This window comes from Phascolarctobacterium sp. (genome assembly GCF_030531065.1).
GTDB lineage: Bacteria > Bacillota > Negativicutes > Acidaminococcales > Acidaminococcaceae > Phascolarctobacterium_A.
On record NZ_JAUNOQ010000018.1, the window covers coordinates 1 to 22,558 of the forward strand.

A 22,558-nucleotide genomic window follows, 5' to 3' on the forward strand; every position below is an offset into this window, starting at 1 on the left:
TAATCGTGGGCTTTAGCTGCGCGGCGAATAACGCGGCTAAATATTTGTACGACGATAAGCCGATGAAAGTGGAAAATATCAATCCGTATTTGGTTGACGGGCCAAATGTTTTTATAGAGAGCAGGAAAAAATCTATTTCCAATATTCCAGAAATGGTAAAAGGTAGTAGCCCTGTAGATGGTGGGAATTTACTTATTTCTGATGAAAGTTATTTTGAATTTCAACAAAAAGAGCCTGATGCGCTTCGATTTATTAGGCCGTTTTTAGGAGCGAGAGAATATATACATAATATCAAACGATGGTGTCTTTGGTTAGACGGTGAGTCGCCTGCGTTATTTAGAAATTTGCCAATGGTAAAACTTAGAATTGAAGCAACAAGAAATTTCAGGTTGGACAGTACAAAAGAAGCGACGAGAAAATATGCCGATTATCCTTTTCGTTTTATGGAAATGCGGCAACCTGAAACTGATTACATATTGATTCCACGACACTCTTCGGAAAATAGAAAATATATACCATTTGGATTTATGAAACCTGAGATGATTTGTGGCGATGCTAATAGTATGATACCTAATGCGAATCTGTATCATTTTGGCGTTCTTATTTCTAATGTTCATATGGCTTGGATGCGAGCAGTTTGCGGTAGAATTAAGAGTGACTATCGTTATTCTAATGATATCGTCTACAATAATTTCCCGTGGCCTACGCCGACGGCGGCGCAACGCGAAAAAATCGAGCGCACGGCGCAGGGGATTCTGGACGCGCGGGCGCTGTACCCGGACAGCAGCCTGGCGGATTTGTACGACGAGCTGACGATGCCCAAAGAATTGCGCGACGCGCACCGCGCCAACGACCGCGCGGTGATGGAAGCCTACGGCTTTTGGGGAAAATTAAACAGCGAAGCCGCGTGCGTGGCGGAGCTGATGAAGATGTACCGCACGTTGGCGGGGGAATCGTGATAAACTCCCCCGGTCATTTTGCAAGCAAAATGCCAGCCCCCTCTAAGAGGGGGCAAAAAATACAGTTTAAAGCATAAAGTATTTTCCTCCCTCTAAGAGGGAGGTGCCGAACAAAGTGAGGCGGAGGGAGTTTTCGAGTAACGAAACGATATCGGAAAGAATGTTCGCAAAAAATAAAGCGCGGGAGCAATTGACGATTCGTTTTTTTTCGCGTATAATAGTAAAAGAGATAGCTGATCCGGTAAGTCGGCTCTCCTCTAAGTAAATAAATTTGAAGAAGACCGCTTGACCGCAAGTTAGGCGGCTTTTTTCTTTCTACTTATTGCGGAAAGAAAGGATTAACACTACAAGCGTAGCAAAGCTTATCATTAAAGATAAAGCTTCGGCAACAGTCATAGCATCACCCCCTACTCATTAGGGAGTAGGAAAGTCAACCATCAGCTATCTCACGAACGTTATTATAACATATATATTCAGGCTAAGCAAAAATTTTTTTGGGGAAAGCTCAAAAGCGTGGCTTTAGGGTCGCGAAACGCGCTAGGAAAGAATATTCGCAAAAAAATAAAAGGATTAGCTCTACTTTAATTCTTGCTTTTTAGCTAGTAGTCGGATATGCTAATAATAGAGTACGGTTTACTTTTATCCCCGGTTATAAAAGCAGTTAAAAGTATCTTTGAATTTAAGGAGGTAATGCTTATGTCAAGGGAAACGGAAAAAATTTTTAAGGAGCTGCACGCCTTTTTAGAACAAAAAGGTTTGGAGAATATGAGCGAAGAAGAAACGGAGCGGGCAATCGACGAATTTATGCAGATGCATAACGTAGCTCCGCGCGTTCCGCTTACGGAAGCGACGGCGAAAACGGCGGACGATTATTTTGAACTGGCTTCGGAAAGCGAGAGCAAACAAAAAATACTGAAATATTTAAAAGAAGCGATTAAATTAGACCCGAACCATATAGACGCTTTGAGCAGCCTGGCGATGTTCACGTATAAAAATCATTGGGACTTGCTCAATAAGTTGCAGGAAGTAGTGGAGCGCGGCAAAAAAGTTATGCAGCAAAAAGGTTGGGATGATCAAAAATATATTGGCGATTACTGGCTGATTACCGAAACGCGCCCTTATATGCGGGCGCGGGAGGATTATATGAACATTTTATTTGGGTGCGGAATGTTGCGCAAAGCCGCCGCCGAATGCGAAGAAATGCTGCGCTTATGCGAAGGCGATAATTTGGGCGTTAGGCACAAATTGATGCACATCTTCGCTATATTAGAAGAAAAAGATAAAGCTTTGGCTTTGCATAAAAAATTTGCTGAGCGCAACGAAACGCAAATGCTGTTGCCCTTGTCGATTTTAATGTTTAAATTAGGCGAAACGGATTTGGCTGCCGAGTACCTAAAGCGTTTGGCAAGTAGAAATAAAGATACGAAGAAGTTTATTAAACTGGCGCTGCAAGACGGCGGCGTGCAGGAATTGATAGATCGCTTTTATGACGAAGACGAATTGTCGCAAGGCTACCGCCCGTTTACGATGGACGAATTTATTATAGAAATTAACGAATACCCGGATCTGTTCTCTATATCCGCAGGTTACTTTTCCTGGGCGCATGAGGAGCTAAAGCCAAAAAGGCAGGCAAAGCCGACAAAGTCAACAAAGCCGACAAGGAACGGGCTTACCATTGTGAAGTGATTTCGGCAAGTCGGCTTTACTTCTGAGTATTAGATGTTGCCAAAGACCGCTTGACCGCAGGTTAGGCGGTTTTTCTTTCCGGCTGTTACGGAAGGAAAGGATATCGGTTTAGATTTAGCTTGCTTATAGCGCAAAGGAGGGAAAGCGAATGCGTAATATGCGGCGTAATTTGGCGGCGCTGCTGCTGACGGCGGCGTTGGTAATTTTCGTACAGCTGGCGGCGGTTGCGGCGCGGCAGGATATTATTATTCTGCATACCAACGATATGCACTGCGGCGTGAACGATAATATCGGCTTGGCCGGAGTGGCGCAGCTGAAAAAGGAAGCGTTGGCGCAGACGCCCCATGTGGTTTTGGTGGACGCGGGCGACGCTGTGCAGGGAGCGCCTATCGGCAATCTGTCTCAGGGCGAGGCCGTCGTAAGCTTGATGAACGCCGTGGGCTATGATTTTTGCGCGCCGGGCAATCATGAATTTGATTACGGTATGGAGCGCTTCTTGGAGCTGGCCGGCAAGCGGCAGGGCGGTTACTACAGCGCTAATTTTTTGGACGCCAGGACCGGCAGGCCTGTACTCAAGCCTTATGAGCTGATGGATTTTGACGGGACGAAAATTGCTTTCGTCGGCGCGGTTACGCCCGCAACCTTTACCAGCTCTACGCCTTTGTATTTTCAAAACGCCGACGGGAAATATATTTATAGTTTTTGCGAGGACGCCGACGGACGCAAACTGTACCGTCAGCTGCAAAAATATATCGACGCGGCGCGGCAGGAGGGAGCGCAATATGTTTTCCTCGTAGCGCATTTGGGAGTGAACGGTTCGCTGCCGCAGTGGAGCAGCGCGAGCGTGGCGCAAAATACGACGGGCGTGACGGCGATTATCGACGGGCATTCGCATGAAAGCTTTGTGCGCGTCGTGCAAAATAAAATTGGGCAAGACGTGCTGCTGGCGCAGGCGGGGACGAAGCTGAACCGCGTGGGCGAAATACGGCTGAGCCCTTCGGGGAAGCTGAGCGCAAAATTATTTACGGTCGCTCCAGGCAAGGACGCGCGCGTCGCGCAAATTATTTCCCAGGAAATGGCGGCGTATGCGGAATTATTGCGGCAGCCGGTGGGCGAAGCGGCAGTACGTTTAGCCAGTTACGATGCGCGGACGGGGAAGCGTCTCGTGCGTAGTCGTGAATGTAATTTAGGAAATTTTGCCGCCGACGCTTATCGGACGGTATTGGATTGCGACGTCGCCTTGGCGAACGGCGGCGGTATCCGCAACGAAATCGAGCCAGGACTGATCAGCTATCAGGATATTTTGGAGGTTTTTCCTTTCGCTAATCAATGCGTCGTCGTGCAGGCGACGGGGCAGCAGCTGCTCGATTGTCTGGAACTGGGAGCGATGCGCTATCCAGACGAAAGCGGCGGCTTTATGCAGGTAGCGGGACTGACCTATACCATCAACAGCCATATTCCTTCCGGCGTTGCGCTGGACGAAAAGGGACGTTTTGTCAAAGTTGCGGGCGCGTACCGCGTGAGCGAGGTCCGGGTCGGCGGCGAGCCGCTGGATGTAAATAAAAAATATACGGTGGGCGGCACGGCTTATATTTTACAGAACGGCGGCGACGGTATGACGATGTTTAAGGACGCTCCGGTAGTAAAAAAAGCAACGCTGAACGAAGTCGACGTTATCATAGAATATTTGCAAAACCATTTGAACGCCGCTATCGGCGAGCAATATGCCGACGCTTACGGCGACGGGCGCATTAAGATTAAATAAGTTTTTTCAAGGCGCAGCTTATTTTCGTGGCTGCTCAGGAAATTTTATCTGCCATTGCCGCGCAAAGTATGTTAAAATATAATAGATATTTTATGACTAGAGGTGAAGCGAATTGGTAAAGGTAATTGCTATAGCCAACCAGAAGGGCGGCGTAGGCAAGACGACTACGGCGGTGAACCTGGCCGCGTGCCTGGCGTCCTTGGGCCGCCGGGTGCTTTTAATCGACAGCGACCCGCAGGGCAATGCTACCAGCGGCTTTGGCTTTGATAAACGGGATATTAGGCAATGTATTTATGACGCTATTATCAACGACGTGCCGATGCAGGAGGTTATCAAGCATACGGCCTACGACCGTCTGGACATCGTTCCGGCAACTATTCAGCTGGCGGGAGCGGAAATCGAGCTGGTATCGCTGATGAACCGCGAGGGGCGTTTGAAAAATTCGCTTGAGCGAGTGAAGCATAATTACGATTATGTGATTATCGACTGCCCGCCGTCTTTGGGCCTTTTGACTATTAACGGTCTGACGGCGGCCAGCAGCGTGATGATTCCCATTCAGTGTGAATTTTATGCGCTGGAGGGCGTGACGATGCTCATGAATACGATTCAGCTGGTGCAGCGCAATTTGAATCCGGCCTTGAAGCTGGAGGGCGTGTTGATGACGATGTACGACAGCCGCACTAATTTATCGCAGGAAGTAGTTGAAGAAGTGCAGAAATATTTCCAGAGCAAGATGTACAATACCATTATCCCCCGCAACGTGCGCTTGAGCGAGGCGCCCAGCCACGGGCAGCCCGTTATCGATTACGACGCTAAATCCAAGGGAGCGCAGGTGTATATGGATTTGGCGCATGAGGTTTTAGAGGACGAATAAGACAGTCGAGGTGAAAGCAGATGAGTAAGAAGGGCGGCCTGGGTAAGGGCCTGGGCGCTATTTTCGGCGAAAATAACGCGCCGCCGGTAGCTTCCGCGCCTGCGGAAACAGGCGAAGGAGCAACACGGGAGGCCGCCGTAAGCGAAATTACGGCTAACCCTTATCAGCCTAGGCGTATTTTTAATGAAGAAAAATTGCAGGAGCTGGCCGCTTCCATTAAAGAATTCGGCGTGGTGCAGCCGTTGGTTGTGCGCAGAAAAAAGCAGGGCTATGAGCTGGTTGCCGGCGAGCGCCGTCTGCGCGCCGCCCAGCTGGCCGGGCTGACCGCGGTGCCCGTTATCGTAAAAGAATACGACGACGCGAAGATGATGGAAATCGCGCTGATAGAAAATATTCAGCGCCACGACCTGAACCCGATTGAAGAAGCCCAGGGCCTGCGCCGGTTGATGAGCGAATTTAAGCTGACGCAGGAGCAGGCGGCGGAAAAGGTGGGACGCAGCCGCGTGGCGGTGACGAATATTCTGCGCCTGCTGAATCTGCCCGACGCTATTCAGGAGCAGATTATTCAAGGCGCGCTGAACATGGGCCAGGCCAAGCAGCTTTTGGGACTGCCGCAGAAGGAGCAGCAGCTGCAGGTGGCGCGGGCCATTATCAGCGAGGGCTGGAGCTCGCGCACGACGGAAAAGGTTGTGCAGCTGTTAAAAGAAGGCAGGCAGCTGAAGGCCGTGCGCGAAATTATTGAAGCTGTCGCTAAGCCCGTAAAAGAAAAAAAGGCGAAGCGCCAGCTGTCGGAAAACGACGTTTTCTGCCGCGATTTCGAGCTGCGCCTGGTGGAGCTTTTGGGAACCAAGGTTAAGGTTCTGCCCAAGCCGGAGGAGGAAGGCCGCCAGGGCGGCACGATTCAGATTGAATATTATTCCGCCGAGGATTTGCAGCGCATTTACGAGGTGTTGCAGCAGGGCAACGAAGAACAGCAGCCTGCGGCGCCGCGGCGGCTGCATGTGTAAATATTTAGGGAGAAGCGCGAGGGAGAAGTATGCCTGGGTTAGGAACTGTGGCGAATTGCGCGGCCATCGTGAGCGGCGCTTTGCTGGGTGTGCTCTTTAAACGCGGGCTGCCGGAAAAATGGCAGCAGACCATGATGAGCGGTATCGCGTTGTGCATCGTTTTGATTGGCGTGCAAATGGCTTTAAAAACCAATAATATCATTATTGTAATCTTCAGTATCGCGCTCGGCTCGATTGCGGGCGAGATAGTCGATATCGAAAAATGGATGACGCGGTTAGGCGAAAAAATGGGAGCTAAGCTGGGCGGCGGCGACGTCGGCGTAGCCGCTCGCATCGCCGAGGGTTTTGTCAGCGCTTCCATTCTTTTTTGCAGCGGGGCTATGGCGATAGTTGGCAGTATTCAGGACGGCCTTGCCGCAGACCACACGACTCTTTTTGCCAAGGCGACGCTGGACGGTTTGATTGCGCTTATTTTAAGCGCGAACGTCGGTGTCGGCGTGCTGCTGTCGGCGGCGAGCGTAGGTATTTACCAAGGGTCGCTAACTTTGCTGGCGAGCGTAGTGGGGGCGCTGCTCACGGATGCCATGCTTTTAGAAATTACGGCGGCGGGCGGCGTGATGATTATGGCTATTGGCACGAATATGCTGCATATAACTAAAATAAGGATAGGCAATATGCTGCCGGGAATGGTATTTGCGGCGGTGTTGACAAAGATTTTTTTGTAGAGAGGCGAATAAATGGAAGAAGTAAATTTGTTACTCAGTGATAATTTAGCTGTTATCGTCGCCGCGCTGTTTTTAATAATTATCGCGCTGGTAATCTGGCTGTGCAGTTTGAAAAACAAATTGAGCGCCCTGCAGGCCAAGTACGATTTCTTTACCCAGGGTAAGGAAGCAAATATCGATACGGTGCTGACGGATACCTTAAGCGAGCTGCGGCAAACGCGGCAGGAGCTGCAAGAGCTGCAGAGCAGGCACGGCAAGCTGCACGAGCAGGTGCAGGGCTGCCTGCAAACTGTCAAGCTGACGCGCTACGACGCTTTCGACGCTATGGGCGGCGAAATGAGCTATTCTATTTTGCTGGCCGACGCGAAAAAGAACGGCGTTATCCTGACCAGCATTTATGGCCGCGACGAGAGTCGCTGCTACGCGAAGAACGTGCAGGACGGCAAATCAGCTTATCCGCTGGCCGAGGAAGAAAAAAATTTATTGTAAAGCAAAAAAGAGGCGCTGCCGTGCGGAAGCAAAGTAACTTTCGCGTAGGCAGAGCCCCTTTTTATTTTGTTTTCAGCCTTCAAAAAGCTTGAGCAGAATAAACATGGATTCGCCGAAGGTCAGATAGCGGAACCAGCTGCGCGGATAGACGAAGCCGTGGCCGTCGGTGATAAAAGTGCCGCTGATGCGCAGATGAATGGCAAAGGATTCCATCGCGGCGACGACCAGCAGCAGAAAGCCCGGCGTCCAGGTAGCTTCGTGCAGCATCAGCCAGATGCAGTACAGCAGAAACAGCGCGTCGCAGAGAAAATAGATAATAAAGACGGAGGCGCTGCCGTCGACGATGACGATCTGCTTGCGCTCCGGGTGAGCGCGGCGCTGCTCCAGCAGTTTGGCAAAATTTTGCAGAAAATAAGCGATTCTGTGCGCGTTGATGAAATGAAACATACGCACGCAGATAAAAAATAAAGGAACGAAATTCATAAACTTACCTCGTAATCGTAATCCTGTTTATTATACACTATCCGCCGCCGTTCTGCCAGTAGTAAACGCATCTCTTTTAGTTTGTTTAGTTTGTTTAGAAAAGACTAAACTCCATAAAATACGCACAGAATTTTTGAAAGCATAAAAAATGTATCAATTTTTTAGTATTATCTGCAAGTATACAGAAAACATGAAAAATATCGTTGACAAAAGTGTGGCCTTATGGCTATAATGAGTACCATAAGTTATCAGGATAAGCGATCGTTCTTATTCCATTCCTGATGATTTGCGTAAAATAAGGGAAAGAGGGAGAAACTAAAATGAAAAAATGGAAAAAATTAGCCGGCGCAGCATTGGCTGCTATGGTATTCGCCTCCGTTCTGAGCGGCTGCGGCGGAGATTCTAAGAAAGCTGCCGACAGCGGCGACACGATTAAGGTTGGCGCATCTTTTGAATTGACCGGCAATGTCGCTAACTATGGTAAATCTATTTTATCCGGCTTAAAAATGGCAACCGACGAGGTAAACAAAAACGGCGGCGTGAACGGCAAAAAGCTGACTGTTATTGAAAGCGATAACAAATCCGAGCCTTCCGAATCCGGCAACTCCATTACCAAATTGGTAACTCAGGATAAAGTTGTCGCCGTTGTCGGCCCCGCTACCAGCGGCTGCGTAGCTGCCGGCGCTCCTATTACCACCGCTAACAAAATTCCGCACATCGCTCCGGCTGCAACTGCGCCCGGCATCACTGTAGAAAACGGCAAGGTTAAGGAATTTATGTTCCGCGCCTGCTTCATCGACCCGTTCCAGGGTCAGGTAATGGCAGTATTTGCCGACCAGACCTTGAAAGTTAAAAACGTAGCTATCTTGTACGATTCCTCCAGCGATTATTCCAAAGGCCTAGCGGAAGTATTCCAAAAAACCTTGGAAGGCAAGGGCGGCAAGATCGTAGCTAAAGAAGCGTTCCTGGCCAAGGATATGGATTTCAAATCTTCTTTGACCAAGCTGAAAGCTTCTAACCCGGAAGCAATTTATGTTCCCGGTTATTATGAAGAGGTTTCCAAGATTATTAAACAAGCCCGCGAAATTGGCATTACCGTGCCGCTGCTGGGCTGCGACGGTTGGGAAAGCCCCAAGCTGGCGGAAATCGCCGGTAAGGACGCTTTGAAGGGCTGCTATTATGTAAGCGCTTTCTCCGCTCAGGACAAGGATCCTTCCGTACAAAGCTTCATTAAAGCTTACAAAGAGAAATATCAAAAAGATCCAGATATTTTCGCAATGCAGGGCTATAATGCGGGCTTAGTTCTGGTAGACGCGCTGAAACGCGCAGGCACTACCGACGGCGTTAAACTGGCTAAGGCTATTGCCGAGACCAAGGATCTGCCGGTTGCCAGCGGCAAGCTGACCTTCGACGCTAACCACAACCCGGTTATGCCGGCTTTGATCATCAGCCTGGAAGGCGGCGTTCCGTCCCTGAAGGAAAAGATCAGCCTGTAAAAACGGCGTAAACTTTCTACAATTAAATATTAGTAAATTCAGCGTTCCTTATCCACGGTTTATTTATTAAGTTAGAAAGGGCCCGCTTACTTTCAACCGCGGGCCCCGATATATATAATTTTTTTGAGGGGGAATAAACCATGAAAAGAGTAACCAAATTATTATCTGTGCTGGCAGCGGGCGCTATCTTTATGGGCGCGTTGACTGGCTGCGGCGGCTCCAAGGAGTCTGCGGGCGGAGATACCATTAAGATCGGCGGCTTGCTGGAAATGACCGGCGGCAGCGCTTCTTTCGGTATTTCTTCTAAAAACGGCATCGACCTGGCACTGAAAAAAATTAATGAGAAAGGCGTGCTGGGCGGCAAAAAGCTTTCCCTGGTTGTAGCAGACGATAAATCCGAAGCATCCGAAGCTACCAACGGTATGCAAAAGCTGATTTCTCAGGACAAGGTTGTAGCGGTTATCGGCCCCAACCAATCCTCTGCCGTAATTGCGGCCGGCGCTATCAATAACGGCTCCAAGGTTCCGGCTATTACGCCCATGGGCACCAACCCGGACGTAACCGTCGACCCGAAAACGCAAAAGACCAGAGAATACAGCTTCCGTACCTGCTTTATCGACCCGTTCCAGGGCACGGTAATGGCCAACTTTGCTTCTAAAGAATTAAAGGTGCAAAAGGCCGCTATCCTCATCGATAATACCAGCGATTACGCGAAAGGCCTGGCGCAGTTCTTCAAAGAGAATTTCGTTAAAAACGGCGGCGCTGTAGTTGCCGAAGAAGCTTATCTGCAAAAAGATACCGACTTCAAAGCAACTCTGACCAAGATTAAAGCAGCCGCTCCCGACTTTATCTATATCCCCGGCTACTATCAGGAGGTTGGCCTGATCGTTAAACAAGCTCGTGAAATGGGCATCACCGTTCCTATGGCGGGCGGCGACGGCTGGGACAGCTCCAAGCTTCCGGAAATTGCCGGCAAAGCAGCTTTGGACAACACCTTCTTCTCCAGCCTGTACTCTCCTGACGACGTATCCGACCTGAACAAAGAGTTTGTTGCTGAATATCAAAAAGCTTACAACGCAAAACCGGACGTATTCGCCGCTTTGGCTTATGATTCCGCTCTGCTGGTAGCAAAAGCTATCGAAGACGCAAAATCTGCCGAGCCCGCTAAAATCGGCGCCGCTATGGCTAAGGTTTCCGGCTTCAAGGGCGTATCCGGCGAAGTAACCTTCAACGAACAGCACAACCCGATCAAGAGCGCGGTCATCATCGAGCACAAGGACGGCGTTCAAACCTTCAAAACTAAAGTTAATCCCTGATAAGTAACACAGTAGTCTTTACTAAAATCAACTCAACGAGGCTGTTGTTTTGTGTAACAACAGCCTCTTATTTTCAAAATAAGAATTTTATCCGTTTGCATTTCGCAAAAATCTTTAGGGAGGTAAATTATGGAGACCTTATTGCATCAGTTTTTCCAGCAGCTGATCAACGGTATATCCTTAGGCAGCATCTACGCGCTGATAGCTTTAGGCTATACTATGATCTACGGCATCATCAAGCTGATCAACTTCGCTCACGGCGATATCTATATGCTGGGCGCATACTTTGGTTTCTTTGCCACGACTCAATTAGGTATGCCCTTCATCCCGGCAATTATTTTTTCCATGGCCTGCGCCGCCGTGGCCGGCATTATTATTGAACGCATTGCTTATCGGCCCATGCGCAACGCGCCGCGTATCGCTATTTTGATTACCGCTATCGGCGTGTCCTTCTTCCTGGAATACAGCATGATTTTGCTGGTGTCCCCGCAGCCCCGCACGTTCCCGGCTGTGTTCAGCGCTACCGTTTATAATCTGGGGCCTCTGGTTGCCAACAGCCAACAGCTGGTAATCCTGCTGAGCGCTATTATCCTGATGGCGGTGCTCACTTACATTGTAAATAAAACCAAAGCCGGCAAGGCTATGCGCGCCGTTTCCTTCGACGCCGACGCAGCCAGGCTGATGGGTATCAATATCGACCGCGTAATTTCCACTACCTTCGCTCTGGGCAGCGCTTTGGCGGCGGCCGGCGGCGTACTGGTAGGCGTTTACTATAACTCCATCGACCCGCTGATGGGTATGATGCCCGGCCTGAAAGCCTTTGTTGCTGCGGTTCTTGGCGGTATCGGCATTATTCCGGGCGCTATGATCGGCGGCATCATTCTCGGCGTGGTGGAGGCTATGGTCAGCGGTTTCCTTTCTTCCACCTTCCGCGATGCGGCGGCCTTTGGTATTTTGATTTTGATTCTGCTTTATAAGCCCTCCGGCTTATTAGGCAAGAAGATGCGTGAGAAAGTGTGAGGTGCTTGTTATGAATCCGATCAGAAAATTTGATTTAAAAGCCCTTGTCGCTGGCATCGTTGTCTTTGGCGTAATTCAAGGTCTGATCATGGGCGAAATCATCGGTCCCTTCTGGGAGCTGAACATCATCCTGATCTGCATAAATATTATTTTGGCCGTCAGCCTGAATCTGATCAACGGTTATACCGGCCAGTTTTCCATCGGCCACGCCGGTTTTATGGCGGTCGGCGCTTACAGCAGCGCTATTATGACCGTTAAGCTGGGCTTCCCCTTTGAGGTTGGCCTGATCGTGGCTACTATTGCCGCCGGCGTGCTGGGCTTCTTAATCGGTTTGCCGACGCTGCGTCTGGACGGCGACTATCTGGCTATCGCTACCCTGGGCTTGGGCGAAATCATCCGCATCTGCATTCTCAATATCGATTATGTGGGCGGCGCTTCCGGCTTGATGGGCATTCCCCGTATGACCACCTTTACCTATACCTTCTGGATTATGATAGCCATCATTTTCTTCATCAAGAACTTCAAAAATTCCGCGCATGGCCGTTGCTGCCTGGCGATCCGTGAAAACGAAATCGCTGCCGACACCATGGGCATCAACACTACGAAATATAAAGTAATGGCCTTCACCCTGGGCGCTTCCTTTGCCGGTACGGCGGGCGCGCTGTTCAGCCACTACTTCTTCCTGGCTCATCCGGCTTCCTTCACCTTCATGCGCTCCTTTGATATCCTGACCATGGTAGTATTGGGCGGCCTGGGCTCCATGACCGGCGCAATCACCGGCGCGACGCTGCTGACCTTTATTTCCGCTTATCTGTCCGATTATCCCGAATGGCGTATGGTTATCTATTCCGTAACCATGATAGTGCTGATGCTGTACCGTCCGCAGGGCTTGTTCGGCAGCGAAGAGCTGAGCCGCAAAATGTTTAGATTAGGAGGTAAGAACAATGGCAGAACTGCTGAAGGTAGATAACGTATCCATGGTATTCGGCGGTCTGCGCGCCGTTTCCAACTTTTCTATGTACATCAACGAGGGCGAGCTGATCGGGCTTATCGGCCCCAACGGCGCCGGCAAGACGACCGCCTTCAACATGATCACCGGCGTTTACACTCCCACCGAGGGCGACGTATATTTTAACGGAACCAAGAGCAGCGGCAAAAAATCCTACCAGGTAACGCAGCTGGGCATGGCGCGTACCTTCCAGAATATCCGCCTGTTTTCCGAGCTGACCGTTATCGATAACGTAAAAATTGCTTATAATATGCACGTTACCTATAATCTGGCCGACGCGATTATCCGCGATAAAAAATATCTTAACGAAGAAGAATATATTACGCAGAAGGCGTTGGACCTGCTGAAAATTTTCCATCTGGAGGGCGAAGCCTACGAAATGGCGAAAAACCTGCCCTACGGCAAGCAGCGCCGTCTGGAAATTGCCCGCGCGCTGGCGACCGAGCCCAAGCTTTTGCTGTTGGACGAGCCCGCCGCAGGCATGAACCCGCAGGAGACGCACGAGCTGATGGAAATGATTCGCTGGATCCGCGAGCATTTTAAACTTTCCATTTTGCTGATTGAACACGATATGAGCTTAGTTATGGGCGTGTGCGAGCGCATTTACGTTTTGGAATACGGCATGAAAATCGCCGAAGGCACGCCGGAAGAAATTAAATCCAATAAGCGCGTTATCGAAGCATATTTGGGCGAGGAGGTTATCAACTAATGTTACGAGTTGAAGATATCAATGTCTATTACGGCGCCATTCACGCCATTAAAGGCATCAGCCTCGATGTTCCCGACGGCGAGATCGTAGCGCTGATCGGCTCCAACGGCGCGGGCAAATCCACCACCCTGCGCACTATTTCCGGTTTGATGAAGCCCAAGAGCGGCAAAATTCTTTACGAAGGCAAGGATATTTCCGGCGTAGCGGCGCATAAAATCGTGGGCATGGGCCTGTGCCAGGTTCCCGAAGGCCGTCACGTTTTCGCCAATATGACCGTTTTGGAAAATCTGGAGCTGGGCGCTTACCTGCGCAACGACAAGGACGGCATCGCCAAGGATATGCAGGATGTTTTTGATAAATTCCCGCGCCTTTTGGAGCGCAAGGACCAAATCGCCGGTACGCTTTCCGGCGGCGAGCAGCAAATGCTGGCCATGGGCCGCGCTCTGATGAGCCGTCCGAAATTATTATTGCTGGACGAACCCTCCATGGGTCTTGCCCCCTTGCTGGTTAAGGAAATTTTTAATATAATAAAAGAAATCAACGCCGGCGGCACTACTATTTTGCTGGTAGAGCAGAACGCCAATATGGCGTTGTCCATAGCCGATAAGGCATATGTTCTGGAAACCGGCCGTATTACCTTGAGCGGCACCGCCCAGGAGCTGGCAAGCAGCGAAGCGGTACGCAAGGCATATTTGGGCGGCTGATAAGAGGAGGTCGTTTTATGTTAGTAAAGGACTTTATGACAACCGATGTAATAACCGTCCGCGAGGACCAGTCCATGCTGGAAGCCCGCGAGCTGCTGCGCAGCAAAAATCTCATTAGCTTGCCCGTTGTCGATGATATTAAACGCATCCGCGGCATCATTACCATTGACGATATCGGCAAAGCGTCCCCCAGCGACAGCTCCACGCTGTCCCGCTACGAAGCTAATTATCTGCTGGGACGTTTGAAAGTTAAAGACGTTATGGGGCGCAACGTGGTGACGGTTGAAGACGAGGACACGATTGAATACGTCGCTTATAAACTGTATAAGAGCAAGGTCAACGCCCTGCCCGTAGTTAATAAAGAAGGCAAGCTGTGCGGCATCATCTCCCGCAGCGACTTGTTCCGCTCCTTCGTAGAAATTATGGGCGTGAACCGTTCCTGCACCCGTATTACCGTCGAAGCTCCCGATAAAGTGGGCGTCGTTGCGGAAATCACTAATATGCTTAAAGAGGACGGCATCAATATCATTTCTTTAGTAACGCTGCAGAACGGCGACGGCACGGCGCAGATTACAATGCGCTGCGACTTGAACAACAGCGGTATGGATATTATCGAGCAAATCCGCGAAGCTGGCTACGAGGTGTCCGATATCATGACCTTGGAAGGCTTGAACTGATGCAGGCAGGCGTTACGGTAAACGTGGGCGACGTGGTGAAAATGAAAAAACCGCATCCCTGCGGCTCTGCGGAATGGGAAATCACCCGCACGGGCATGGATATCGGCATGAAATGCTGCGGTTGCGGGCATTATGTGATGCTGCCGCGCGTAAAATTTATCAAGGGCTTGAAGGCGATAGTTAAAAGCGCCGCGCCTGCGGAAGACAAGTAAATATTTTCGTTAAAATTTTATAAACGAACGCGCCGCTTGAAGCCGGGTAGCAGGCTTTGGGCGGCGCGATTTTTATCTTAGCGAATTTGTGGTTGATATCTTAAATTACAATAACGAAATAAGCTCCAGCTGCTAATCTGCCGGAGCTTTTAAAGCGAAAGAATGTGTGCTATAATTGTGCTTAAGAGATAGTTGGTGTAGGTTTTCCTACTCCCTGAAAGTAGGGGGTGATGCGCTATGACGACTTTTTAAGCTTTATCTTTAATGATAAACTTCGCGGTCCTAGTAGTAATCATTCTCTCATTTCGCAAATAGAATGAGAAAAACCGCCTAGCGGCGAGGCGGTCTTCCATCAAATATACAATATTAGGGGAGAGCCGACTTACCACAACCGACTATCTCTTTAATTATTATAAGCTTGTAATTAAAAATAGTCAAGACGTTAAATGTGCCGTTCTATGCTAAAACATCGTCCATAAATTTAATCAAACCTGCTTCTGCCTCGTCCCGCAGTTCAAGTTCGTTATGAATTTCGTGACGGTAGCCGCTATAGGCTTTGACGGAAATCTTGTGCCAGCTGTTGGCCAAAAGATTGGCGACGTGGTGCAGCTCTTCGCTGTAATTGCCGCAGGAGCCCTGTTTTTTACAAGCGGACGAACGCGCTACGCTTTTTAATTTTGCTTTCCCGCGTATTTTTTCATGGCGGCGGCGATGAGCTGCGCCGTGCGCTTCAGTTCTGCTTCCGTATGGCTGGACATGAGCGCGACTCTGAGCCGCGCCGTTCCCTTTGCTACCGTGGGGTAGCGGATGGCGGGAATCAAGCAGCCCTGCTGCAGCAGCTCGTCCGCTACTTTCAGCGCCGCGGCTTCGTTGCCGATGACAATGGGCACGATGGCCGTGGGCGATTCTGCTTTAACGCCGGCGTCGTGCAGGCAGCGCAGAAAATATTCCACGTTATGCTGTAAGCGCTGGGCGCGGCGGGGCTCCGCTTCCAGAATTTCCAGCGCCTTTAAGGCGGCGGCCAGCGTGGCTGGGGCCTGGGAGGTGGCGAAGATAAAGCTGCGCGCTTTGTTTTTTAAATATTCGATGATGGTCTTGCTGGCGCAGGCAAAACCGCCTTCCGCGCCCAAAGCTTTGCTCAGCGTGCCCATGATGATATCGGGAACGCAGGCGTAGTCGTAATATTCTACGGTTCCCTTGCCTGTCGCGCCGATAACGCCGGTAGCGTGGGCTTCGTCGATCATGGTCAGCACATGGTACTGCTTTCCCAAAGCCGTCAGGCGGGGCAGGTCGACGATATCGCCGTCCATACTGAAAACGGCGTCGCTGACGATGAGGCCCTTGCGATAGGCCGTAGTTTGCAGCTTCTTTTCCAAATCCCGCATATCGTTATGCTTATAAACGACGACGCGGGCTTTGCTCAAACGGCAGCCGTCGATGATGCTGGCGTGATTGTATTCGTCGCTGAAGATTACGCTTTCGCTGTCGCAGAGCGCGGAGATGATGCCCACGTTAGCCATATAGCCGGTGTTGAACAGCAGCGCCGCCTCCGTGCTTTTAAACTGCGCCAGTTTATTTTCCAGCTGTTCGTGCAGGGCGGTGTTGCCCGTGGTCAGACGGCTGCCGCCGCTGCCCGCGCCCCAGGCGAGCGCCGCTTGGGCGGCGGCCTGCTTGACGCGCTCGTCGTCGGCCAAATCGAGATAGCTGTTGGAGGCTAAAAGCAGCACGGAGCGTCCCCGCATTTTTACATATTTGCTTTGGGGGCTGTCGATGGTGCGCATGCTGCGGTACAGGGATTTTTCCTTGAGCCGCGCCAGCTCTTCGGCGAAAATTTGCTGCGGGTCGGCGTTGAGCGGGCGCTCAGGCGGCAGGCCGCGCACCAGCACTCTTTGTTTTTCCAGATAGTTGATGGCGTCGGCGGCGTCGGCCAGGCGGCTGTCAAAAATAAAAATGCGACCGCCGTGAGGATTGCCGACTTCTTTGAGCGGCGTCAGGCGCACATAGCCGTGGCGCAGCGAAGAAATATAACCGGTGACGTATTCCGGATCGTCGGACATACACAGCTCGGCGATAACTCCCGGCGCGTGGACTACCTTGGTCGCGAGCACGACGGCTTCGCGGAAATGATTTTTGCAGCTGCCGGTTGCGCTCGCGCTTTCGGCGTCCATGTAGGTAACGCGGATGCCGCGCTGATGGTCGGGCTCGATGCAGCGGTCCGTGGCCAGGTCGTAAAGGACGGCGCCGCGCATGGGGTGGACGCTGCGCAACAGCGCGACGAGCTTATCCGCTTGGGCCGCCAGGCCCAGCTCGCCTAAAATCTGGCGCATAATCGCATAGCTGCCTTCCACCGTAGCGGCAGGGCGGGCGCTGACGGGCAGCGCCTCCAGATATTGCAGCTCGCCGGGCTGGATTTCTTCGATTTTGACGTTGATAAAATCGGCGCGGCCCAGACCGTGGTGCAGGGCGCGTTCGCTCAAGGCGCTGACGGCCCGGCTTATATCCTGTTGGGGCAGGATGCGTTCTGCGCCGCTGACGTGCTTGCCGCTTTTGGACGCGCGCATTTTAATACTGTATGTGGGCATAATGCTTGTTTCTCCTTTTGCTGGCGGTAAATATAATATCGCTAAGTGAATAGCGCTTTTAGCGCATCAACGCTTAGAACCATAGAAATTGAGCCACTGTTTGAGCGCAAGGCGCGAGTTTGGCGAAATTTCGTTATGGGTCTGTGTGCAAGGCGCGTTAAAAAGCGTGCTGAACGGGCGATATTATATTTACGCTTGTGAGTGTATTTTAGTTTTGCCGCAATAATTCAACGTGGTGCAGCAGCCTTTGCGCCGGTTTGTACAAAACTCCTGCGGTCGCGGCGGTGAAAATCATGCCGGGCGCCGCGGCGGCGGCCAGTACCTGCCAGCTTACGCCTGTCACCTGCCACATAATTATGCGAGCGAACAGAGTGCCCAAGGGGCCGCTGACGATAACGGTCAGCAGATTAGTCCCCATTAAAGCCATGACGCCGCCCGCTACCGCGCGGAAGCACATTTGAATGAGGACGCTGAAAATATTGTGAACGCCCAGCGTCATGCCCAACGCGCTGGCCAAAAGCCCGGCGATAATGTAGCGCTTGAAGCCGAAGCAGGCGCAGATAAGCACAGCGATGGGCGCGGACAGCTGAAATTCGCCGCCGGCTACGGGCGAGGGGATTTTCATGCTGCCGGACAGCAGAATAATTACGCCTAAAAGCGCGGTGGTCGTAAGTTGCCGCATTCAAGTAAACTCCTTTAAAACAAAAGTTGATGATAAAAATATTTTTTTAGGGCGCAGCTTAACCGCGCCCTTTGTTCTTCAGCCTAAAATTTCGTCGACGGATTGCTTAGCCAATGCGACGGCCTTAGCCAAATCCTCGTCCGCAATATTCAGCGGCGGGTTGAAATAAATTACGTTGCCCAAGGGTCGCAGCAGCAGGCCGTGGGTCAGCGCCTTTTTATAAATTTCGTAGCCGATGCGCAGCTGGCCGTCAAAGCCCGTCTTTTTATTTTTATCCGTTACCAGCTCCATGGCGTTGATGAGGCCGATATGGCGAATCTCGCCGATATTTTTGTGCTGGCCGAAGGCTTCGTTCAGCGCGGCGTTAAAATATTTGGCTTTCACGGCGGCGTTCGCCAGAATATTTTCTTCCTTCATAATTTGAAGCACCGCTAAAGCCGCGGCGCAGCCGATGGGGTTGCCCGCGTAGGTGTGGCTGTGCATGAAGGCCTTGCCCTTATTGTAATCGTCGTAAAACGCGTCGTAAATTTTATCCGTGGTGCAGACGATGGACATGGGCAGATAGCCGCCGGTCAGCGCCTTGCTGATGCACATGATGTCCGGCGTGACACCCGCGTGCTGGCAGGCGAACATTTTGCCCGTGCGTCCAAAGCCCGTGGCGATTTCGTCGGCGATGAGCAGCACGCCGTAAGCGTCGCACAGCGCGCGCAGCTTTTTGAGATACAGCGGCGGGTAGATGCGCATACCGGCGCAGCCCTGCACGATGGGCTCCACGATAATGGCCGCCGTTTCCCTAGCGTGCTGGGCGAAAGCCTCTTCGGCAAATTTAAAGCATTCGCACTGGCAATGCTCCCTGTTTTTATTGAAGGGGCAGCGGTAGCAGTCGGGCGCCTGGACGTGAATATTATTCATCATCATGGGCTTATACATTTGCGCGAATAAATCCATGCTGCCCACGGACAGCGCGCCGATGGTTTCGCCGTGATAGCCCTCGCTGAGGCACATGAAGCGCTGCTTTTCGCCGTGACCGGTCTGCAGCTGATATTGGAAAGCGATTTTGAGCGCGATTTCCACGGAGGCGGAACCGTTGTCGGCAAAATTAAATTTAGTTAAGCCGGGGGGCAGCACCTGCGCCAGCTCCTCGCATAATTTAATCGCGGGCTCGTGCGTAAAATTGACGAAGATAACGTGTTCTAATTCGTCGAGCTGCTTTTTAATCGCGGCGTTGATTTTGGGATTGCAATGTCCCAAAAGGTTGCACCACCAGCTGCTGATGATGTCCAGATATTTCGTGCCGTCGGCGGCGTAAAGATACGGGCCTTCGGCGTGATCCACCACAATAGGCCGCAGCGTTTCGTAATCCTTCATTTGGGAACAGGGATGCCAGATATGCGCCAGGTCGCGGCGGGCTAAATCTTCCATTTTATCCATAATTTTCTCTCCTCGATAATATATTCAGAAGCAAAAAACAGCTTTGCGCCGGTCTGCTTAGCGCCGGCTTTTTTTATTTAAACAGCGATTGCAAAAATTGAACGTCGATATCCAGTTCTTGGGCGTTGGGCTTGACGGCGGCGACGACGGGCACGCCCGAAATCGCTTCTATCATGCGCTTATTATCGGCCTGCATAAAATCGTCGGCGTCATAATTATTGAGAATAATGCCGCGGACGGGAATGCCGTGTTGCTGCAAATAATAAACGGTCAGGACGCAGGCGTTGATGGAGCCCAGCGCCGCGCTGGAAATTACCAGTGTGCCCAGTCCCAGCTCTTTGATAATGTCCTCCAATAAAATGTGTTGCTCGTCCCAGCGAATGGGGCAGATGATGCCGCCGCTGCCTTCCATGGTAACGTAATCGTATGTGGCCAGCGACGCTTGGTAATCGCGGACGATTTTAGACATTTCCACCGGATTGCCTTCGCGCAGCGCCGCCAGGTGGGGCGAAACGGCAGTCTTATAAATGTAGGAAACCAGTTCCTCAGGCTTGGCAGGGATGCCTGCGGTTTGAGCGACAAAGGCGGCGTCGCCGGGCAGCCAGCTGCCGTCGGGTTGCTCTTCCGCGCCGCTTAATGCGGCCTTGTAGTAACCGGCGTTCACACCGGCGTCGCGCAGCTTTTTGACTAAGAGCGCGGTGACGTAGGTTTTGCCCACGTCCGTACCGGTGGCCGTAATAAAAATACCTTTACTCATAATTTTCACCTTCTGCTTTATTTCATAAGTTAACCTTGTGAACGATTTGCGTTGACGAACATAGTATAGAACAGTTTGCCGCACAAGTCAACCCAGTAAAATGGTATGGTTAACTAAAACGGTGCGGCGCAAAAATCTTCCATTATTTAGCGCTTGCGGAAATTTTTTTGCTTGCCAAGCGGCGCGTTCTATGTTATCATAATTGCGGTAAATCGGACTGCGGCACAGCAGCGCCTGCGGCGCGTTGTAGCCAGAGCAGCCGGAGTTTATGATAAGAAGTCAATAATCGCTTGGATCTGTCAGACCGGGACGAAGACGCAATATGAAGCATATGCCTGCGCATTCCGTTTCGGAGTGCGCTTTTTTATTTGTAGTGCCGCCGCGAGGGCGGGCGCGTTACTCCAAAAGGTCAGGAAGAATAATACAACGATTATGCAAATCGGTATTCAAAGTGAGGGAAAAGCTAATGAAATTAGTACACACAGTCGCAGAGCTGCGCGAAGAAGTAGCCGCAGCTAAAATCAAGGGACTGACCATCGGCCTGGTTCCTACTATGGGCGCTTTGCATGAAGGCCACGCTTCCTTAATCAGCGCCGCCAATAAGGAAAACGATTTTGTCGTAGTCAGCGTTTTTGTAAATCCGACTCAGTTCGGACCCAACGAAGATTTGGACGCGTACCCGCGCACTTTGGACGCCGACTGTAAGCTGGCGGAAAAAATGGGCGCCGATATCGTCTTCGCACCTTCTCCTAAAGAAATGTATCCCAGCGAGGACGCTACCTGGGTGGAGGTTACGGGCGACATTACTAAAGTGCTGTGCGGTCGTACCCGTCCGATTCACTTCCGCGGCGTAACTACCGTCGTTACTAAGCTGTTTAATCTGGCGCAGCCCGACCGCGCTTATTTTGGCCAGAAGGACGCGCAGCAGGTGGAAGTGCTGAAGCGCATGGTTAAGGACTTGTTCTTTAATTTGCAGCTGCGTATCATGCCCATCGTCCGCGAAGCCGACGGCCTGGCCAAAAGCTCCCGCAATACTTATTTGAGCGCCGAAGAACGCGAGGCAGCCCTGGTTTTGAGCCGCAGCCTGAAAGCAGCCAAGGAGCAGTACGATGCGGGCGAGCGCGACGCCGCTAAAATTACCGCCGCCGTAACCGCTTCCATCGAGCAGGAGCCTATGGCGAATATCGATTATGTAGAAATTTACGCGCTGCCGGAATTGAAACCGGCGGCTAAGCCCCTGGCAGGCAGCAATCTGCTGGCCGTAGCCGTCAAATTCGGCACTACCCGTTTAATCGATAATGTTGTATTGGAGGAAAAATAATGCTTTATAATATGTTTCATGGCAAAATCCATCGCGCTACCGTAACCGAAGCTAATCTGGAATATATGGGCAGCATCACCATCGACAGCGAGCTGCTGGAGCTGTCCGGGATCTTGCCGGGCGAACGGGTGCAGATTGTGGACAACAATAACGGCAACCGTCTGGAAACCTACGTTATCGCCGGCGAGCGCGGCAGCGGCGTCATCTGCTTAAACGGCGCGGCAGCCCGTAAGGTAGTAGTGGGCGATACGGTTATCATTATCGCTTACGCGATGATGGACGAAAAGGAAGCTAAAGGCTACGAGCCGAAAGTCGTTATGGTGGACGAGCATAACCGGCCGATTAACGTGCGCGGCACGGAAAAGGAACGGGAGATAGGCTAAAGGCTTTTAAAAAGCTTGACGAAAAAATAAACAAGCGCACTGCTTGCGAGCGTAAAAACTTGCAGGTAGTGCGCTTTTTGGTTTTGCAAAATTGTTTTTCCTTGCGCTTCGCAACAGGAAGACAATGTTGCGGTTCAGTATTTTATTTCCCCTAGCGTTTCACGACGGACAGATGATTTTGCGGTTCGGTAGTCGGCTTTCCCCTCGCGTTTTACGATAGGAATAGCTGCTGGCGTTTATTATTTCATTGAAAAGTAGCGACCTGTAGGGC

Annotated in this window: 24 protein-coding genes; 17 read left to right on the top strand and 7 right to left on the bottom strand. The window is 51.2% G+C overall.

Features of this window, described 5'->3' with window-relative positions; genetic code table 11:
- A partial coding sequence (locus tag Q4E64_RS10120) for a type IIL restriction-modification enzyme MmeI (RefSeq protein WP_303167786.1) occupies nt 1-959 on the top strand: 959 nt, incomplete at its 5' end.
- Between the two features lie 315 nt (nt 960-1,274).
- Here Q4E64_RS10120 and Q4E64_RS11505 read toward each other — a convergent pair.
- On the bottom strand, nt 1,275-1,355 hold the full coding sequence (locus tag Q4E64_RS11505; protein WP_368501573.1) for a putative holin-like toxin: 81 nt from the start codon (nt 1,353-1,355) through the stop codon (nt 1,275-1,277).
- Between the two features lie 300 nt (nt 1,356-1,655).
- On the opposite strand from Q4E64_RS11505, the gene Q4E64_RS10125 reads away from it, so the two are divergent.
- The 6 genes from Q4E64_RS10125 to Q4E64_RS10150 all read left to right on the top strand — a co-directional run bounded on the left by Q4E64_RS10125 (nt 1,656) and on the right by Q4E64_RS10150 (nt 7,505).
- Entirely contained in the window at nt 1,656-2,645 is a 990-nt protein-coding gene (locus Q4E64_RS10125) for a lipopolysaccharide assembly protein LapB (RefSeq protein ID WP_303167788.1), read from the top strand.
- 148 nt (nt 2,646-2,793) lie between these two features.
- Nucleotides 2,794-4,410: a bifunctional UDP-sugar hydrolase/5'-nucleotidase gene (locus Q4E64_RS10130; protein WP_303167790.1), complete on the top strand. Its 1,617-nt coding sequence runs from the start codon at nt 2,794-2,796 to the stop codon at nt 4,408-4,410.
- Between the two features lie 112 nt (nt 4,411-4,522).
- On the top strand, nt 4,523-5,284 hold the full coding sequence (locus Q4E64_RS10135; RefSeq protein ID WP_303167791.1) for a ParA family protein: 762 nt from the start codon (nt 4,523-4,525) through the stop codon (nt 5,282-5,284).
- 20 nt (nt 5,285-5,304) lie between these two features.
- Nucleotides 5,305-6,291: a ParB/RepB/Spo0J family partition protein gene (locus tag Q4E64_RS10140; RefSeq protein WP_303167792.1), complete on the top strand. Its 987-nt coding sequence runs from the start codon at nt 5,305-5,307 to the stop codon at nt 6,289-6,291.
- Between the two features lie 29 nt (nt 6,292-6,320).
- Nucleotides 6,321-7,016, top strand: coding sequence for a DUF554 domain-containing protein (locus Q4E64_RS10145; protein WP_303167793.1), 696 nt, complete (start codon nt 6,321-6,323; stop codon nt 7,014-7,016).
- A 12-nt stretch (nt 7,017-7,028) separates the two neighbouring features.
- Nucleotides 7,029-7,505, top strand: a complete 477-nt coding sequence (locus Q4E64_RS10150) for a DUF4446 family protein (RefSeq protein WP_303167794.1) — start codon at nt 7,029-7,031, stop codon at nt 7,503-7,505.
- Nucleotides 7,506-7,577: 72 nt separating this feature from the next.
- Here the strand turns inward: Q4E64_RS10150 and Q4E64_RS10155 are convergent, their stop codons facing one another.
- Nucleotides 7,578-7,988: a hypothetical protein gene (locus Q4E64_RS10155; protein ID WP_303167795.1), complete on the bottom strand. Its 411-nt coding sequence runs from the start codon at nt 7,986-7,988 to the stop codon at nt 7,578-7,580.
- A 320-nt stretch (nt 7,989-8,308) separates the two neighbouring features.
- On the opposite strand from Q4E64_RS10155, the gene Q4E64_RS10160 reads away from it, so the two are divergent.
- The 8 genes from Q4E64_RS10160 (at nt 8,309) to Q4E64_RS10195 (ending at nt 15,131) form a co-directional block, all read left to right on the top strand.
- Nucleotides 8,309-9,484: an ABC transporter substrate-binding protein gene (locus Q4E64_RS10160; RefSeq protein ID WP_303167797.1), complete on the top strand. Its 1,176-nt coding sequence runs from the start codon at nt 8,309-8,311 to the stop codon at nt 9,482-9,484.
- Nucleotides 9,485-9,624: 140 nt separating this feature from the next.
- Nucleotides 9,625-10,800, top strand: coding sequence for an ABC transporter substrate-binding protein (locus tag Q4E64_RS10165; protein ID WP_303167798.1), 1,176 nt, complete (start codon nt 9,625-9,627; stop codon nt 10,798-10,800).
- Nucleotides 10,801-10,929: 129 nt separating this feature from the next.
- A complete protein-coding gene (locus tag Q4E64_RS10170) occupies nt 10,930-11,820 on the top strand; it encodes a branched-chain amino acid ABC transporter permease (protein ID WP_303167799.1) in 891 nt (296 codons plus the stop codon).
- Between the two features lie 10 nt (nt 11,821-11,830).
- A complete protein-coding gene (locus Q4E64_RS10175; protein ID WP_303167800.1) occupies nt 11,831-12,790 on the top strand; it encodes a branched-chain amino acid ABC transporter permease in 960 nt (319 codons plus the stop codon).
- Nucleotides 12,765-13,538 carry an ABC transporter ATP-binding protein gene (locus Q4E64_RS10180; protein WP_303167801.1) on the top strand — a complete coding sequence of 258 codons (774 nt, stop codon included), beginning with the start codon at nt 12,765-12,767 and terminating at the stop codon, nt 13,536-13,538. The genes Q4E64_RS10175 and Q4E64_RS10180 overlap by 26 nt, the downstream gene beginning before the upstream one ends.
- The gene (locus Q4E64_RS10185; RefSeq protein ID WP_303167802.1) at nt 13,538-14,242 is read left to right on the top strand and encodes an ABC transporter ATP-binding protein; all 705 of its coding nucleotides are present in this window, start codon (nt 13,538-13,540) and stop codon (nt 14,240-14,242) included. Before Q4E64_RS10180 ends, Q4E64_RS10185 begins: the two co-directional genes overlap by 1 nt.
- 17 nt (nt 14,243-14,259) lie before the next feature.
- Nucleotides 14,260-14,919, top strand: a complete 660-nt coding sequence (locus Q4E64_RS10190) for a CBS and ACT domain-containing protein (protein ID WP_303167803.1) — start codon at nt 14,260-14,262, stop codon at nt 14,917-14,919.
- Nucleotides 14,919-15,131 carry a DUF951 domain-containing protein gene (locus Q4E64_RS10195; protein WP_303167804.1) on the top strand — a complete coding sequence of 71 codons (213 nt, stop codon included), beginning with the start codon at nt 14,919-14,921 and terminating at the stop codon, nt 15,129-15,131. Before Q4E64_RS10190 ends, Q4E64_RS10195 begins: the two co-directional genes overlap by 1 nt.
- Nucleotides 15,132-15,587: 456 nt before the next feature.
- On the opposite strand, the gene Q4E64_RS10200 is transcribed toward Q4E64_RS10195, so the two are convergent.
- From Q4E64_RS10200 to bioD, 5 genes are all read right to left on the bottom strand, one after another.
- Entirely contained in the window at nt 15,588-15,719 is a 132-nt protein-coding gene (locus tag Q4E64_RS10200; protein ID WP_303167805.1) for a hypothetical protein, read from the bottom strand.
- An 83-nt stretch (nt 15,720-15,802) separates the two neighbouring features.
- On the bottom strand, nt 15,803-17,713 hold the full coding sequence (bioF, locus tag Q4E64_RS10205; protein ID WP_303167806.1) for an 8-amino-7-oxononanoate synthase: 1,911 nt from the start codon (nt 17,711-17,713) through the stop codon (nt 15,803-15,805).
- Nucleotides 17,714-17,921: 208 nt separating this feature from the next.
- Nucleotides 17,922-18,395 (bottom strand): hypothetical protein, encoded by a 474-nt coding sequence (locus Q4E64_RS10210; protein WP_303167807.1) that lies wholly within the window; start codon nt 18,393-18,395, stop codon nt 17,922-17,924.
- A gap of 78 nt (nt 18,396-18,473) precedes the next feature.
- Nucleotides 18,474-19,826: an adenosylmethionine--8-amino-7-oxononanoate transaminase gene (gene bioA, locus Q4E64_RS10215; RefSeq protein WP_303167808.1), complete on the bottom strand. Its 1,353-nt coding sequence runs from the start codon at nt 19,824-19,826 to the stop codon at nt 18,474-18,476.
- Nucleotides 19,827-19,899: 73 nt separating this feature from the next.
- Nucleotides 19,900-20,583, bottom strand: a complete 684-nt coding sequence (gene bioD, locus Q4E64_RS10220; protein ID WP_303167809.1) for a dethiobiotin synthase — start codon at nt 20,581-20,583, stop codon at nt 19,900-19,902.
- A gap of 466 nt (nt 20,584-21,049) precedes the next feature.
- On the opposite strand from bioD, the gene panC reads away from it, so the two are divergent.
- Nucleotides 21,050-21,904 carry a pantoate--beta-alanine ligase gene (panC, locus tag Q4E64_RS10225; protein ID WP_303167811.1) on the top strand — a complete coding sequence of 285 codons (855 nt, stop codon included), beginning with the start codon at nt 21,050-21,052 and terminating at the stop codon, nt 21,902-21,904.
- A complete protein-coding gene (gene panD, locus Q4E64_RS10230) occupies nt 21,904-22,287 on the top strand; it encodes an aspartate 1-decarboxylase (RefSeq protein WP_303167813.1) in 384 nt (127 codons plus the stop codon). The genes panC and panD overlap by 1 nt, the downstream gene beginning before the upstream one ends.
- Nucleotides 22,288-22,558: the final 271 nt, after the last annotated feature.